Annotated in this window: 12 protein-coding genes; 4 read left to right on the top strand and 8 right to left on the bottom strand. The window is 71.4% G+C overall.

Annotation, left to right across the window (positions count from 1 at the left end):
- Window positions 1-14 precede the first annotated feature (14 nt).
- Window positions 15-647, bottom strand: coding sequence for an NUDIX domain-containing protein (locus ACFWI9_RS16665; RefSeq protein WP_387162578.1), 633 nt, complete (start codon window positions 645-647; stop codon window positions 15-17).
- Window positions 648-742: 95 nt separating this feature from the next.
- The gene (locus ACFWI9_RS16660; RefSeq protein ID WP_387162576.1) at window positions 743-2419 is read right to left on the bottom strand and encodes a CTP synthase; all 1677 of its coding nucleotides are present in this window, start codon (window positions 2417-2419) and stop codon (window positions 743-745) included.
- Window positions 2420-2880: 461 nt separating this feature from the next.
- Here ACFWI9_RS16660 and ACFWI9_RS16655 point away from each other — a divergent pair, with 461 nt between their 5' ends.
- The 3 genes from ACFWI9_RS16655 to ACFWI9_RS16645 all read left to right on the top strand — a co-directional run bounded on the left by ACFWI9_RS16655 (window position 2881) and on the right by ACFWI9_RS16645 (window position 8058).
- Window positions 2881-4683, top strand: a complete 1803-nt coding sequence (locus ACFWI9_RS16655) for a glycoside hydrolase family 15 protein (protein ID WP_387162574.1) — start codon at window positions 2881-2883, stop codon at window positions 4681-4683.
- A gap of 294 nt (window positions 4684-4977) precedes the next feature.
- Window positions 4978-6363, top strand: coding sequence for an FAD-binding oxidoreductase (locus ACFWI9_RS16650; protein ID WP_387162572.1), 1386 nt, complete (start codon window positions 4978-4980; stop codon window positions 6361-6363).
- Between the two features lie 57 nt (window positions 6364-6420).
- Complete coding sequence (locus tag ACFWI9_RS16645) at window positions 6421-8058, top strand: PucR family transcriptional regulator (protein WP_387162570.1); 1638 nt, start codon at window positions 6421-6423, stop codon at window positions 8056-8058.
- A 311-nt stretch (window positions 8059-8369) separates the two neighbouring features.
- On the opposite strand, the gene ACFWI9_RS16640 is transcribed toward ACFWI9_RS16645, so the two are convergent.
- From ACFWI9_RS16640 to ACFWI9_RS16615, 6 genes are all read right to left on the bottom strand, one after another.
- Window positions 8370-9467, bottom strand: coding sequence for a glycosyltransferase family 4 protein (locus ACFWI9_RS16640; protein ID WP_387162568.1), 1098 nt, complete (start codon window positions 9465-9467; stop codon window positions 8370-8372).
- Between the two features lie 89 nt (window positions 9468-9556).
- Window positions 9557-10294 carry a hypothetical protein gene (locus ACFWI9_RS16635; RefSeq protein ID WP_387162566.1) on the bottom strand — a complete coding sequence of 246 codons (738 nt, stop codon included), beginning with the start codon at window positions 10292-10294 and terminating at the stop codon, window positions 9557-9559.
- Between the two features lie 76 nt (window positions 10295-10370).
- Window positions 10371-12122 carry a DNA repair protein RecN gene (gene recN, locus ACFWI9_RS16630; RefSeq protein WP_387162564.1) on the bottom strand — a complete coding sequence of 584 codons (1752 nt, stop codon included), beginning with the start codon at window positions 12120-12122 and terminating at the stop codon, window positions 10371-10373.
- Window positions 12123-12353: 231 nt separating this feature from the next.
- Window positions 12354-13277: an NAD kinase gene (locus ACFWI9_RS16625; RefSeq protein ID WP_387162562.1), complete on the bottom strand. Its 924-nt coding sequence runs from the start codon at window positions 13275-13277 to the stop codon at window positions 12354-12356.
- A 17-nt stretch (window positions 13278-13294) separates the two neighbouring features.
- Window positions 13295-14110 carry a TlyA family RNA methyltransferase gene (locus tag ACFWI9_RS16620; protein ID WP_387162559.1) on the bottom strand — a complete coding sequence of 272 codons (816 nt, stop codon included), beginning with the start codon at window positions 14108-14110 and terminating at the stop codon, window positions 13295-13297.
- Between the two features lie 7 nt (window positions 14111-14117).
- Complete coding sequence (locus ACFWI9_RS16615; protein ID WP_387162557.1) at window positions 14118-14495, bottom strand: hypothetical protein; 378 nt, start codon at window positions 14493-14495, stop codon at window positions 14118-14120.
- A gap of 42 nt (window positions 14496-14537) precedes the next feature.
- Here ACFWI9_RS16615 and ACFWI9_RS16610 point away from each other — a divergent pair, with 42 nt between their 5' ends.
- Window positions 14538-14885 (top strand): SCP2 sterol-binding domain-containing protein, encoded by a 348-nt coding sequence (locus ACFWI9_RS16610; protein ID WP_387162555.1) that lies wholly within the window; start codon window positions 14538-14540, stop codon window positions 14883-14885.
- Window positions 14886-14900 lie beyond the last annotated feature (15 nt).

The following is a 14900-nucleotide window of genomic DNA, read 5'->3' as shown; positions in this document are numbered from 1 at the left end:
ATGGGAGCGCCGTTCTACGCCTCGAAGGGCCGCGCCGGCCACGGCGCCTCGGCGGGGCGCAGGGAATCCACCCCGTCGCCCGCCAGCGCGGCGGCCAGCGAGAGCACACCCACGGCCAGGCAGTTGTTGTGCAGGTCCCCCGCGAGCACCCCTCGCACCAGTTCCTCCAGCGGCACCCGGGCCAGCTCCATGTCGGCCTCCTCGTGGGAGACCTGAAAGCGCTCGCCCTCGGCATCGGAGAGGTCGCGGGCGAGGAAGACCCGTACCGCCTCGTCGCAGCCGCCCGGTGTGGTGTAGACGTCGACCAGCACCCGCCAGTCGACTGCCTTGACGTGCGCCTCCTCGTACAGCTCGCGCTGAGCCGCGGTCAGCGGGTTCTCCCCGGGGACGTCGAGCAGGCCGGCCGGGATCTCCCACAGCTTCTGGCGCACCGGGTGCCGGTACTGGCGCAGCACCAGGATCCTGCCCGACTCGTCCAGGGCGAGCACGGCCACGGAGCCGGGATGGACCTGGTAGTCGCGGCGCGCGACGGACCCGTCGGGCATGACCACGTCGTCGGTCCGGACGCTTGTCTTGTTGCCCTTGAACGGGACCGCGGTCGCTGTGACCTGCCACTCCTCAGGGGCGTCCTTGATGGTCGTGGTCATATGCCGTCCTCTCCACACACCGGAACCGGGGTACGGGGCCTGTTCCGGCCCGTACCCCGGTCCACGTTAGTTCTTCCGCCGCTGCCGGCCCTCGCTTACTTGCCTGCCGCGCCCTTGGCAGCCTCTTCCCTGCGTCGTACGGCGGCCTTGACCAGGCCGGCGAACAGCGGGTGGGGGCGGGTGGGGCGGGAGCGGAGTTCGGGGTGGGCCTGGGTGGCGACCAGGTAGGGGTGCACCTCGCGCGGGTACTCGACGTACTCGACGAGCTTGTTGTCCGGGGAGGTGCCCGAGAAGACGATGCCGGCCTTCTTCTCCAGCTCCGCGCGGTAGGCGTTGTTGACCTCGTAGCGGTGGCGGTGGCGCTCCTCCACGTAGGGCTGGTCGTCGTAGACCTCGCGCACGATCGAGCCCTCGGCGAGCTTGGCCGGGTAGAGCCCCAGCCGCATGGTGCCGCCCAGGTCGCCCGCACCCTCCACGTACGCCAGCTGCTCCTCCATCGTGGAGATCACGGGGTGCGCGGTGGTGGCGTCGAACTCGGTGGAGTTGGCCTCCGGGATCCCGGCCAGGTTGCGCGCCGCCTCGATCACGATGCACTGCAGGCCCAGACACAGCCCCAGCAGCGGAATCCTGTTCTCGCGGGCGTACTGGATCGCGCCGACCTTGCCGCTGACCCCGCGGTCGCCGAAGCCACCGGGGATGCAGATCGCGTCCACGTCGCCGAGCTGCTTGGCCGCGCCCGCCCGCGTCTTGCAGTCGTCCGAGGCGACCCACTTGACCGCGACCCGGGCGCGGTTGGCGAAACCGCCGGCCCGCAGCGCCTCGGTCACCGAGAGGTAGGCGTCCGGCAGGTCGATGTACTTGCCGACCAGGGCCACGCTGATCTCGTGGTCCGGATGGTGCACACGGTCCAGCAGGTCGTCCCAGATCGTCCAGTCGACGTCACGGAACGGCAGGTCCAGCTTGCGCACCACATACGCGTCCAGACCCTCGGTGTGCAGCACCTTGGGAATGTCGTAGATCGACTTGGCGTCGATGGCCGCGACCACCGCCGCCTCGTCCACATCGCACATCAGCGAGATCTTGCGCTTGATCGCGGTCGGCACGTCCCGGTCGGCCCGCAGCACGATCGCGTCCGGCTGGATACCGATGTTCCGCAGCGCCGCCACCGAGTGCTGCGTCGGCTTCGTCTTCAGCTCCCCCGAAGGACCGATGTACGGCAGCAGCGAGATGTGCACCACGAAGACGTTGTCCCGGCCGACCTCGTGGCGGACCTGCCGCACGGTCTCCAGGAACGGCAGCGACTCGATGTCCCCGACCGTGCCGCCCACCTCGGTGATCACCACATCCACGTCATCCGTGGCCATCCGGCGGATACGGTGCTTGATCTCGTTCGTGATGTGCGGGATGACCTGCACCGTGTCGCCCAGATACTCACCGCGCCGCTCCTTGGCGATCACCTGCGAGTACACCTGGCCGGTGGTGACGTTCGCGGAACCGTCCAGGTCGACGTCGAGGAAGCGCTCGTAGTGGCCGATGTCCAGGTCGGTCTCGGCGCCGTCGTTGGTGACGAACACCTCACCGTGCTGGAACGGGTTCATCGTGCCCGGGTCCACGTTCAGGTACGGGTCGAGCTTCTGCATGGTGACCCGCAGACCACGGGCCTTGAGCAGCGCGCCCAGGCTGGAGGCCGTCAGGCCCTTGCCGAGGGAGGAGGCGACACCCCCGGTGACGAAGATGTGCTTGGTCGTCGTGTTCGAGGATCGAGCCGGCATGGCCAAGAGGGGGCTCCCGTGGTCGCGAGTTGTCGTGCGTACCGGCGATCCCACTGTGGAGATCCGGAGATTTCCGGGGTGCCGTCGCTGCGGTTCGGGGGCCGCCGTTCATGCGAGGAGCCCACCGGTCCACGGGCTACCAGGGTATCAGCGCCACAGGGAGACTGCTTCCGGCCACACAGGGCATGATGGCTCTCACGGGCCTCTCCGGATTCACCCACCGCTCACCCGTTCGGCGGCACCGGATTGCCGGGAGCTTCACGCGGATCACAGGGCCGCGTCGTATTCTGCTCGGACACTTGATTCGGAATGTCGCTCCCGAGCAAGCCGGCGATTGGCACCACCTCCGCCCTCTCCCGGAACAAGAGCTCGTCAATGACCGATTGACCGATTGACACCCTTGACCGCAGCAAGAGCACAGAGCCACGCAAGGCGGACGTGGCCGTTCGACTGGAGATCCATTGGCCGGGCGCATCGAGGATTACGCACTCATCGGGGACATGCAGACCGCTGCCCTGGTCTGCCGGGACGGCACGGTCGACTGGCTGTGCCTGCCGCGCTTCGACTCGCATGCCGTCTTCGCCGGGCTTCTCGGCACCGAGGAGCACGGCTTCTGGCGCCTCGGGCCCGCGTATCCGGGTCACACCGAGCCCCCCACGGCCGACCGGCGCAGATACCGGGGCGACTCGCTGATCCTGGAATCGGAGTGGGACACCCCGCGCGGCACGGTCCGTGTGACGGATTTCATGCCGCCGCGTGACGGGGCGCCCCAGCTGATCCGGATCGTCGAGGGTGTCAGCGGCCGGGTCCCGATGCGCTCCGCCCTGCGGATGCGGTTCAGCTACGGCCGGGTCGTGCCCTGGGTGCACAAGGTCGACAACCGCACGGTCGCCGTCGCGGGCCCCGACTCGGTGTGGCTGGACACTCCCGCGGAGACGTACGGCGAGGACCTGACGACGTACTCGGACTTCACCGTCTCCCCCGGTGACCGGATCGCCTTCACCATCAGCTGGCAGCCCTCGCACCGCGAGCCCCCGGCACTTCCCGACCCCGAGGGGGCGCTGGACGCCACCGAGGACTTCTGGGGCGAATGGGTCGAGCACTGCACGTACCACGGCCCCTACCGGGAGTCGGTGGTCCGCTCGCTGATCACCCTGAAGGCCCTGACCTACGCCCCGACGGGCGGGATCGTCGCCGCGCCCACCACCTCCCTGCCGGAGGAGATCGGCGGGGTACGGAACTGGGACTACCGCTACACCTGGCTGCGGGACGCGGCGATCACCCTGTCGTCACTGCTGCGCACCGGCTACCGGGAAGAGGCCCGGGCCTGGCGCGAGTGGCTGCTGCGGGCGGTCGCGGGCGACCCGGAGAACCTCCAGATCATGTACGGCATCGCCGGTGAACGCGAACTGGGCGAGGCGGAACTGGACTGGCTGCCGGGCTACGAGGGCTCTGTCCCGGTCCGGGTCGGCAACGGCGCCGCGAACCAGCTCCAGCTGGACGTCTACGGCGAGGTCACCGAGGCGCTGCACCTGGCGCATATGACCGGCCTGTCCCGAAACGACTACGCCTCCGTGCTCCAGCTGAAGCTGATCCGGTACCTGGAGGACCACTGGGACCAGCCCGACGAGGGCATCTGGGAGGTCCGCGGGCCCCGCCGCCACTTCGTGCACTCCAAGGTGATGGCGTGGGTGGCCGTGGACCGCACGATCAAGCTGATCGAGTCGGGCGACGCGGACGGCCCTCTGGAGCGCTGGCGCGAGCTGCGCGACGAGATCCACCGCGATGTCTGCGAGAAGGGCTACGACAAAGAGCGGAACACCTTCACGCAGTCGTACGGCTCCAAGGAGCTCGACGCCTCCCTGCTGCTGATCCCGCAGATGGGCTTCCTGCCACCGGACGACAAGCGCGTCATCGGCACGATCGAGGCGATCCAGCGGGAACTGTCCACACCGGACGGTTTCGTGCTGCGCTATCCGACGGCAGGCGACGAGGCCGGGGTCGACGGGCTCGAAGGCGACGAGGGCGCCTTCCTCGCCTGCTCGTTCTGGCTGGCCGACGACCTGGCGATGATCGGCCGGGTGGACGAGGCCCGCCGCCTCTTCGAGAAGCTGCTGTCGCTGCGCAACGACCTCGGGCTGCTCGCCGAGGAGTGGGATCCGCGGCTCCAGCGCCAGGTGGGCAACTTCCCGCAGGCCTTCAGCCATGTCCCGTTGATCGACACGGCGCTGCGGCTGACCGCCTCCGGGGCGTACGGGGGCTGATCGCCTCCGGCGGTACGGGGCTGACGGCTGGACCTGTGTCGAGTGGCTCGGCTCGCCGGGACGAGCCACCACCGGGGTGCCCCGTTGCGCGGGGCGCGGGCGTGTCCGGGTGCGGCACCCCGGCGGGGTGCCCGGGGTGTCCGGCCTCAGACTCCCCCAGGCTTTGTCCGGGGACCCCGAGGCCCAGGCCGCGCGGCCCGCTCCTTCGGGACGGGCCCCGGGGCTTGATATGCGCGGCAGGACCGCTCGTACCTACGATGAAAAGGTCCTGTCCGCGCCCCGGAAGGGGACATCATGGCAGCGCCCCAGCCCGTAGCTGTCGCGGCCCTGGACGGGCTACGGCAGAGCGTGTCCGGCGAGGTGATCGCCCCGGGCGATCCGGTGTACGACGAGGCCCGCACGCTCTTCAACGCGATGATCGACCGGCGTCCGGCGGTGATCGTCCAGTGCGAGTCCGCCGCCGATGTGGCGGCGGCGATCCGCTTCGGCCGGGAGCACGATCTGGAGATCGCGGTACGCGGCGGCGGCCACAGCGTCGCAGGCCTCGCGACCACCGACGGCGGTCTGGTGATCGATCTACGCCGGATGCATGCCGTCACGGTGGACCCGGAGGACCGGACGGCCCGGATCGGTGGCGGGGCCACCATGAGCCATCTGGACCGGGCCACCGAACCGTTCGGCCTCGCCACCACCGGAGGTCGGGCGTCCACCACCGGCGTAGGCGGCTTCACGCTCGGCGGCGGATCCGGCTGGCTTGAACGGAAGTTCGGGCTGGCCTGCGACAACCTGATCGCCGCGGAGCTCGTGACTGCCGAAGGCACGGAGATCCACGTCGATGCGGAGGCGCACCCGGAACTGTTCTGGGCGCTGCACGGCGGCGGCGGCAACTTCGGGGTGGCCACCTCACTCACTCTGAGACTGCACCCGCTGGCCGCCGCGTCCGTCGCGATGCTGATCTTCCCCGCCGCACGCGGGGCCGAAGTGCTCCCGGTCTACCGCGATGTGCTGGCGAGTGCCCCCGACGAGATGGGCGGTGGCTTCATCTACCTCACCGGGCCGCCCGAGGACTTCATGCCCGAGCACTTGGTGGACCAGGCCGTGGCGCTGGTGCTGCTCACCTACGCGGGACCCGAGGCGGAGCTGCGCGGGGCAGCAGGCCCGCTGCTGGGTCTCGGCCACGAGGCGGAGGTCATCATGGGGCTTCCGTACGCCGAGCTCCAGTGCATGTTCGACGATCCGCCGGGACTGCGTAACTACTGGTCGGCGGAGTACCTCGACGCCCTGCCGTCCGAAGCCGTCGACGCCTTCTGCGACCGGGCCGAGTCGATGATCGTGCCCTCGAACTCCCAGCACATCCTGTTCCCCATGGGCGGGGCGCTCGCCCGCGACGACTCCGACTACCCGCTGCCGTGGCGGTCCGCCCAGTGGGCCGTGCACCCGTTCGGCATCTGGAGCGACATGGCGGACGACGAGCGCGGCAGACAGTGGGTACGTGATGTCCGGTCCGCCGTCGAGCCCTGGTCGCTCGGCATGACGTACCTCAACTTCATCGGTCTGGAAGGGCCGGAGCGGGTGGTGGCCGGCTTCGGCGCCGCGAACTACCGGAGGCTCGCCGCGGTCAAGAAGCAGTACGACCCCGACAATGTGTTCCGGCGGAACCACAACGTCAGACCGGGCTGACCTCCGGCCCGGTACGGCGGTTGTCCGGCGAACTTTCGCCCAGGTAGCGTCCCGGCAATGGAAACTCAGGGCGGTATCACCGTGCAGCGGGCGCTTGAGCTGCCCGCGCTCCGCAGCGGACTTCCCGAGGTGGTGGCCGGGGCCGACCGGCTGAGTCACACCGTGCGCTGGGTGCACGCCGGTGAGGTGCCGAACATCGCCTCGCTGCTCAAGGGCGGGGAACTGCTGCTGACGACGGGCCTGGGCCTGGGTTCCCGCCCCGCCGAACAGCGCGCCTTCGTACGGCGGCTCGCCGACCGCGGGGTCGCGGCGCTGGTGGTGGAACTGGGTTCACGCTTCCCCCGGCTGCCCGCCGCGGTCGTCGACGCGGCGTCCGCCGCCGGGCTGCCCCTGATCCAGCTGCATCGCGAGGTGGCGTTCGTCTCGGTGACGGAGGAGATCCACACCGAGATCGTCAATCTGCACTACGCCCTGCTTCAGCGCGCCGACGAAGTGCACCGGAGGTGCACCCAGGCCCTGCTCGGCGGCGGAGGGATCCCTCAAGTGCTCAGGATCCTCGCGGACTTCACCGCCAACCCGGTGTTCCTGGAGACCACGGACGGACAACTGCTGTACGCCGCCGAGAGCGGGTCGGGGCCGTCCGCCGCCGACCCGCTCCAGGTATGGGAGGGTCTGCGCGGCCAGCGGGCCGCCCGGGAGTCGGGGCCCCCGGCCGGTACCGCCGTGGTGGATGTGCCGGGCGGCGGCCCGGGCACCGCAGCGGTACGCGCCCGGCTCGTCGTACCCGCCGTCACCACCCCGCTGCTGCCGGTGCACCGGATGGCGCTGGAACGGGCAGCGGGGGTGCTCGCGGTGGTCCTGATGCAGGCACGCCAGGAGGAGGAGTTGGCGGCGCGCGGCCGGGGCGACTTCCTCACCGATCTCGCCGAGGGGCGTATCTCACCGGACGACGCACCGGAACAGGCCCGGGTGCTGGGCTTCAAGTGCGCCGACGGCCCTCTGCTGCCGGTGGTGATGCGGCTGATGCCCGAGCTGTCCCCGTCGGGCAACTGGTCGGTCCTGGCCCGCGCGGTGCTGGAGGAGCTGTCGTCAGTGGGCGTCCCGGTGCTGCTGGGGGTACGGCCCGTCGAAGGCCGTGTACCGCTGCTGATCGGCCTGCGCGCGGAGTCGGAGCGCGCGGCCGTCGCTGACCGGGTGTCGGCGGCGCTGCGTGCCGGGCTGAAACGTGCGGGCCTGGAACGGCCGGAGCGGGCCGGGGCCCATCCGCCGGTGGTCGTCGTGGGCGTCGCCGGGGGCTGGAGCTCGGCATCGGCCGGGCTGCGCCATGCGGCGGAGACCGCGACGGCGGCACTCGGGCTCCCCGACCGCCCCTGGTACGACGCGCGCCGCCTCGACATCGACCTACTGCTGTGGCGGCTGCGGGACCACCCGGACCTGGCGGCGTTCGTCGACCGGGCCATCGGCCCACTGCGCGAGCACGACCGCACCTCGCGCCCGCCGCTGCTGCCGACGCTGGAGACGTATCTGGCGCATACGGGACGCAAGGCGGAGACGGCGCGCGAGCTGCACCTCAACCGTCAGACGCTGTACAACCGGCTGGCTCGGATCGAGGAGTTGCTCGGCACGGATCTCGATGATCCGCAGACGGTACTGGCGCTGTCCCTTGCGCTGCGGGCTCGCCGCCACCTGCCATGACCCCGCGGGCCGCCCGCACCCTGTGGTGCCCCCGTCGCACGGGGCGCCAGGTGTCGCGGCGCACGCCACCCCGCACGGGGGACCGGAGTGTCCGGCCTCAAACGCCGGCCAGGCTGGGTAGTCGGGGGCCGCTCCCGGATACGAGCCCCGCAGCGGCCCAACCCCACCACCACGGACCCAGCCCAGCCCAGCCCACGAAACCCAAGCCTGGCCGGCGTTTGAGGCCGGACACACCGGGCACTGCAGCGGGGTGCGGAACACCGCGAGACCCCGGACCCCGTGCGACCGGGTACCCCGCGGAGTGCCGGGCGTCAGGCCGGTGGCGTACCGCGTGGTGCGGCGAACTCGTCGTAGACGCTCAGGATCTGCGCAATGGTCTCGTCCTCCGTCGGCCAGGTGGCCGCCTGCACGCGCCCCGCCGCCGCCAACCGGTGCCGGGCGGACGGGTCGGCGAGCAGGGCGGTGACTGCCGCGGACAGGGCGTCGGCGTCACCGTAAGGCACCAGCGCCGCCGCGTTGCCGACGAGTTCGGGGACGCCGCCGACGCGGGTGGCCACCAGGGGCACCCCGAGGCGGAGGGCTTCCTGGGCGAGCAGGGATCGCGCCTCCCAGCGGCTGGGGAGCAGCGCGATGTCGGCTGCCGCGAGCAAGTCGGTGACGTCGTCGCGGCGGCCGATGAGCCGCACCGGAAGCTCTTCGGCTTCGATACGGCGTTGCAGCGAGGCGCGTTCGCGGCCCTCGCCCGCGATCACGACCAGCGGCATGGGGTCGAGCCCGCACCAGTCCCGGGCCGCGTCCAGCAGGGTCGGGTACCCCCTGCCGGGCTCCAACCTGCCCACCGCCATGAGCAACGGCCGGTCGACTGCGCCCAGTTCCGCCCGCGCTTTGTGTTCCGCCCGGTCATACGAGGACGTATGCCCCGGCGCCGTCACCGGGGAGAGCCGGGCATCGCGGGCGCCCCGCTCACGCGCCCGGTCGACCAGTTCCGACGACGTGGCGAGCACCACCGCGGCCGACCGTACCGCCCTGCGCTCCATCAGCCGCAGTATCCGGCCCTTGGCGCCGTCGGCGAGCGAGCGGGTGTGCCAGGTGACGACGAGCGGCACCCGGCGCTGCCGGCCGATGGCGAGCCCGGCGCGTACTGCGGCGTTCACTCCGTGCGCGTGCACCACGTCCGCGCCGGCGCACACTGCTCTGAGCGCGCCGACCGCGGCCGGGTCGCTGCGCGGCGGCACCGGCACGAAGTGCGCGCCCGTGCCGAGGAAGTCGTAGGCATGCTCCAGCGAGGCGGGGGCGCAGACGGTCACCCGCACTCCCCGAGCCACCAGCCCACCGGCCAGTGATCTGACATGAGCGCTACTGCCCGCGCTGCCGCCGCCCAGCACCTGGACCGTACGGAGCTGTGTCACCAGCCAAGGATGCCAGCCCGTACGCGCGTTCCGGCACCGCCGGGGCGGCATTCCCCTGTCCTACGTGGCAACTCCTTCGCCGGGTTCACTCACATGGGTGAGCGTGCGAGTTCGGTGATCCGGTCGCCGAACGCCGCGGCGGCGATCAGTCCCGCCGCGTGGAATGCGAGTCCGGTCCGGCCGTTGCCCGCGGCGATCGCGGCGCCGGCCGCCGCACCGAGCGCGTGTGCTCCCGCGTCGCCCAGCATCGTGCTCTCACCCAGGTCATCACCCGCAACGGCTGACACCGCGCCCATGGGTGCGGCGGCGAGCGGCCCCCGCGCCAGCCCTGGCGCGCCCAGGCCGAGCACGGTGAGCGCGGCGCGACCCGGCCGTATGTCCACAAGGTTCACCAGATGCGCAGTGCCGGCGATCACCACGCCCGCGAGCACCTTGTCCACGGGCCGCTCCTTCATCAGCGCCCCAGCGAGCAGCCCGGCAGCCCCGACACCGAAGAGCTTCACCGCTCCGCTGGTGACTTCACCCTGCCCCAGGGCGGTGAGATGGGCCCTGAAACCGCGCCGCTCGTCGCCCGCGACATCGTCGTACGCCCCGCACGCACCGGCAATCAGCGCGGCGGCAGCGGCTGCCGGTACGCCTGCCGCCAGCGCACCGGCGGCAGCGCCCACGGTCACAGCGGGCCCGGCACACAGATCGACCGTGCGCCCGGCGTAGTTGGCACGCTCCCAGCGCACGTCCCCGCGGGTACGCGCCCGGAGTGCGCGGTACACAAGGCGAGTGCCGCCCGCGGCGACGGCAAGGGCGATCACTCTGTTCGGCGTTCCCATGATCGCCAGCCTAGGCGTGGCGCGCAGGCCGCCGACAGGGGTCTCCGATCACGGACCCGCCTGACCGGCCGAGCCCTCACACCTCCGAACGCGCCGTCGCCAGCAGCTCCTCCGCATGTGCCCGGGCCGTCTCCGAGTCCTCCTGGCCCGCCAGCATCCGCGACAGTTCACGCACCCGGTCCTCGCCCTCCAGCACGGTGACCCCGGACCGGGTCACGGTGCCGTCGTCGGTCTTCTCGACCAGAAGCTGCCGGTCCGCGAATGCCGCCACCTGCGGCAGGTGCGTGACCACCACGACCTGCGCGGTCTTGGCCAGCTTCGCCAGCCGCCGGCCGATCTCGACCGCCGCCTTGCCGCCGACACCCGCGTCGACCTCGTCGAAGAGATACGTCGGCACAGGGTCGGTGCCCGCGAAGACGACCTCCACCGCCAGCATCACCCGGGACAGTTCACCGCCCGACGCACCCTTGGCGATCGGCCTCGGCTGTGCGCCGGGGTGCGGGGCGAGCAGCAGCTCGACCTCGTCCGCGCCCGACGAGGTGTACGCCACGGGCCGGCCGCCCACCTCGACACCGTCCGGGTCGTCGGACTGGCGGATGTCGAACGTCACCCGGGCGTGCGGCATCGCCAGATGCGCCAGCTCGGCCGTCACCGCGTCGGCGAACCGCGCCGCCGCCTCCGTACGCGCGTCGGTCAGTGCCTGCGCGAGGCCGGACAGTTCGGCGCGCAGCGCGTCGCGCTCGGCCGTGAGCTCGCCGATACGGTCGTCGTCGCCGTCCAGCTCGGTGAGCCGCCCGGCACTCTCCTCCGCCCAGGCCAGCACGGTGCGGATGTCCTCGCCGTACTCGCCGTACTTGCGGGTCAGTCCGGCGAGCGCGGCCCGCCGCTCCTCGACCACGGTCAGCCGCAGCGGATCGGCTTCCAGGTTGTCGGCGTACCCGGCGAGCTCGCCCGCCACGTCCCCGAGCAGGATGGAGATCTCGCCCATGCGGTCGGCGAGCGCTGCGAGCGCCGGGTCATGGGACCGTACGGCGTCCAGGGCCCGTCCGGCCCCCGCGACCAGCGTGGTGGCGTCGACGGACTCGGGGTCCTCCGGGTTGCCCGCGAGCGCCGCGTGCGCCACCGAGGCGGCTGAGGCGAGTGCCTCGGCGTGTCCGAGGCGCTCGGCCTCGGCGGCCAGTTCGACGTCCTCGCCCTCGCGCGGCTCGACACCGGCGATCTCGTTCAGCCCGAAGCGCAGCAGATCCGCTTCCTGGGCCCGCTCCCGGGCACGTGTGGTGAGTTCGTCCAGCTCGGTGGACACGGCCTTGAGGCGCCGGTAGGCGGCGAGGTACTTGGCGTGCGGTCCGGACACGGCGCCACCGGCGTACCGGTCCAGTGCCTGACGCTGCCGGGCGGCCTTGAGCAGCCCCTGCTGGTCGGTCTGACCGTGTACGGCGACGAGTTCATCGGCCAGTTCCATGAGCATGCCGACCGGAACCGAGCGTCCGCCGAGGTGGGCGCGTGAACGGCCCTCAGCGGAGACCGTCCGGCTGATCAGCAGCGCGCCCTCGTCCAGTTCGGCTCCGGCTTCCTCGGCTCGCACGACCGCGGGCGCGCCGGAAGGCAGCGCGACCCGCCCCTCCACGACCGCCGACTTGGCGCCGATCCGCACCAGGGCGGGGTCGGCGCGCCCGCCGAGCAGCAGTCCCAGACTGGTGACGACCATGGTCTTGCCCGCGCCGGTCTCTCCGGTCACCGCCGTGAATCCGGGCGAAAGCTCGACAACAGCGTCGTCGATGACCCCGAGCGACCGTATCCGCATCTCCTCCAACACGGACCTGACCATACGAGGTTTTGCCCGTGCTGTGCGACGCGGCCCCACCCGACCGTGGAAGACGCAGCTCGTTACTTGTGTGCGGGTCAGTCGTTGACCGGACCGCCCCGGGGCGCGGGGCGGTCTCGTCGTCGATGGAATCGGGTGGATTCGTCCCGTCAGCCAGGAAAGTAAGGACAGCAAGGAAAGTCGCCCTTGCCATCCTGGCCGGAACAGTCGGGATAGTCGGGATTCGACGGAAGCCTAGTGCGGCGCTCCCCGCCACCCCGAGACCGGCAGTGCGAACTTCGCCACCAGCCGGTCCGTGAACGACGCGTGGTGCAGCCGCGCAAGGCGCACCGGGACCTCGCCCCTGCGCACCTCCACCCGCGCGGCGTGCGGGAGCTGCACCGCCCTGCGGCCATCGCACCAGAGGACGCCGTGCGGGGTGTTCGGCTGGACCTCCACTGCCAGGACCGATGCGGGCGAGGTGACCAGCGGCTTCGCGAACAGTGCGTGTGCGCTGATCGGCACCATCAGCAGCGCTTCCACCTCAGGCCACACCACGGGACCGCCTGCCGAGAAGGCGTACGCGGTCGAGCCGGTCGGGGTGGCGCAGACGATGCCGTCGCAGCCGAAGGCGGTGACCGGCCGGCCGTCGATCTCCAGCACGACCTCCAGCATGCGCTCCGCCGACACCTTCTGGACGGCGGCCTCGTTGAGGGCCCAGTCCCGATGCACCACGTCGCCGTTGCTGCGTACGGCGACATCGAGGGTCATCCGCTCCTCGACCTCGTACGCACGCGTCACGACACGGTCGACGACCTTGTCGAGATCGTCTCGTTCGGCCTCCGCGAGAAAGCCGACCCGCCCCAGATTGACGCCGAGCATCGGCACCCCGGACGCGCGGGCGAACTCGGCGCCGCGCAGCAGCGTGCCGTCGCCTCCCAGCACGATCAGCAACTCGCAGCCGTCGAGCACCTCGGGCGTGGCCTCGGGAACGGTCTCCACGGCGTCCGGCAGCGGAAGGTCCCTCGCCTCGAACGCCAGCACCCGCACACCCAGGCCGGCCCGCAGCAGGCCCTGGACGACGAGTTCGGCACTGCGGATGGCCGCGGGCCGTCCGGTGTGCGCCAGCAGGAAGACGGTACGGGTGACGTGCGCGTCTCCACCCGTCGTCGTGGTCATACTCGTACTGGTATCGGTCAACGCGGCCCCTCCGCCACTGCACGATCGACATCCGCCGGGTCGAGGTCCGGCGCCCCGGCCCTGAGCCACAGAAAGTACTCGACGTTCCCGGAAGGGCCGGGCAGCGGACTGGCGGTCACACCGAGCACACCCAGCCCGAGCTCTCCGGCCTGGCGCGCCACGGTACGCACCGCTTCGGCGCGTAGCTCGGGGCTGCGCACCACTCCGCCGCTGCCGAGCCGCTCCTTGCCGACTTCGAACTGCGGCTTGACCATGAGGACGAGATCGGCGTCGGGCGCCGTGCACCGCACGAGCGCGGGAAGCACAAGGCCGAGCGGGATGAAGGACAGGTCGCCCACGACCAGGTCCACCGGCACCCCGTCGATCGTCTCCAGGGTCAACTCACGTACGTTCGTACGGTCTTTCACCGTCACGCGTTCATCGGTCTGGAGAGACCAGGCGAGCTGGCCGTATCCGACGTCAACGGCGACCACACGGGCCGCGCCCGCGCGCAGCAGCACATCGGTGAAGCCCCCGGTGGAGGCGCCCGCGTCCAGCGCCCGCCGGCCTTCGATCTTCAACCCTCTCGGTACGAACGCCTCGAACGCGCCGGCGAGCTTGTGGCCGCCGCGCGAGACGTACTCAGGGTCGGTGTCGTCCTGGGCGACGACGATGGCGGCGCTGGTCTCGACCTGGGTGGCCGGCTTGGTGGCGGTGTTGCCGCCGACGGTCACCCGTCCTGCCGCGATCAGCTGGCTCGCGTGCTCGCGCGAGCGTGCGAGCTTACGGCGTACCAGCTCGGCGTCGAGACGGCGGCGTGCCAGTCCTGCCACGTTCGGTTCAGCTCCTGTGATTGTGCGTGCGGTCGTGCTGGGGATGCGGACTGCGCGGTGTGTCCGGACGCGGTCCCGGAGGTTGCGCGTCCAGCGCGGTCAGTGTGTCGCGCAGACCCTGGTGTACATCCTCGTACACCTCGAGATGTCCGTCCGTCGGGAGCAGGTCGGCGTCGGCCAGCCGCTCCAGCCGCGCGTCGACCCCCGCATTGCCGGTGGGGACGCGCTCGATGCCCAGCGGCGCGGGCGCGGCGGGGTCGTACGGCTCCGGTGCCGGAGCCGCCGGCCGCGTCTCCCCTGCCGGCAGGTACTCCTCCACCGACACCGCCCCACCCGCTTCACCGGGCGGTACCACCTCTGCGGAGGCTTCCGTCGAGTCGCTCATGCCAAGACGCTACCCCGAGCCACTGGGGTACCGTCGATCACGATGGCGACCACGCAGGAGTGCCGCAGCGCACTCGACAGACTTTCGGACAACCTGGCGGCGGCGGACGGGGAGCTGCGCGGCGCCGCCGCCCTCGACCGCGCCCTGAGCTGCCACATCACGGACCTGGATGTCACCTTCACCGGCAGACTCTCCGCGGGCCGGATCGAGGTGCTGGACACCCTGGACGGGCCGCCGGTGAAGCGGGCGGACGTCCGGCTCACGATGACCGGTGACGATCTGGTGGCGATGGTCGACGGGAGGCTGAACTTCGCGAAGGCGTGGGCCTCGGGCCGGGTCAGGCTTGAGGCGGGGTTCCGCGATCTGCTGCGGCTGCGGGCCCTGCTGTAGCGGCCGCTGTGCCGC

It is taken from the genome of Streptomyces sp. NPDC127084, assembly GCF_042724175.1.
Taxonomy (GTDB): domain Bacteria; phylum Actinomycetota; class Actinomycetes; order Streptomycetales; family Streptomycetaceae; genus Streptomyces.
Note: the sequence above shows the minus strand (reverse complement) of the source record. Positions and strands in the feature narration are given on the sequence as shown.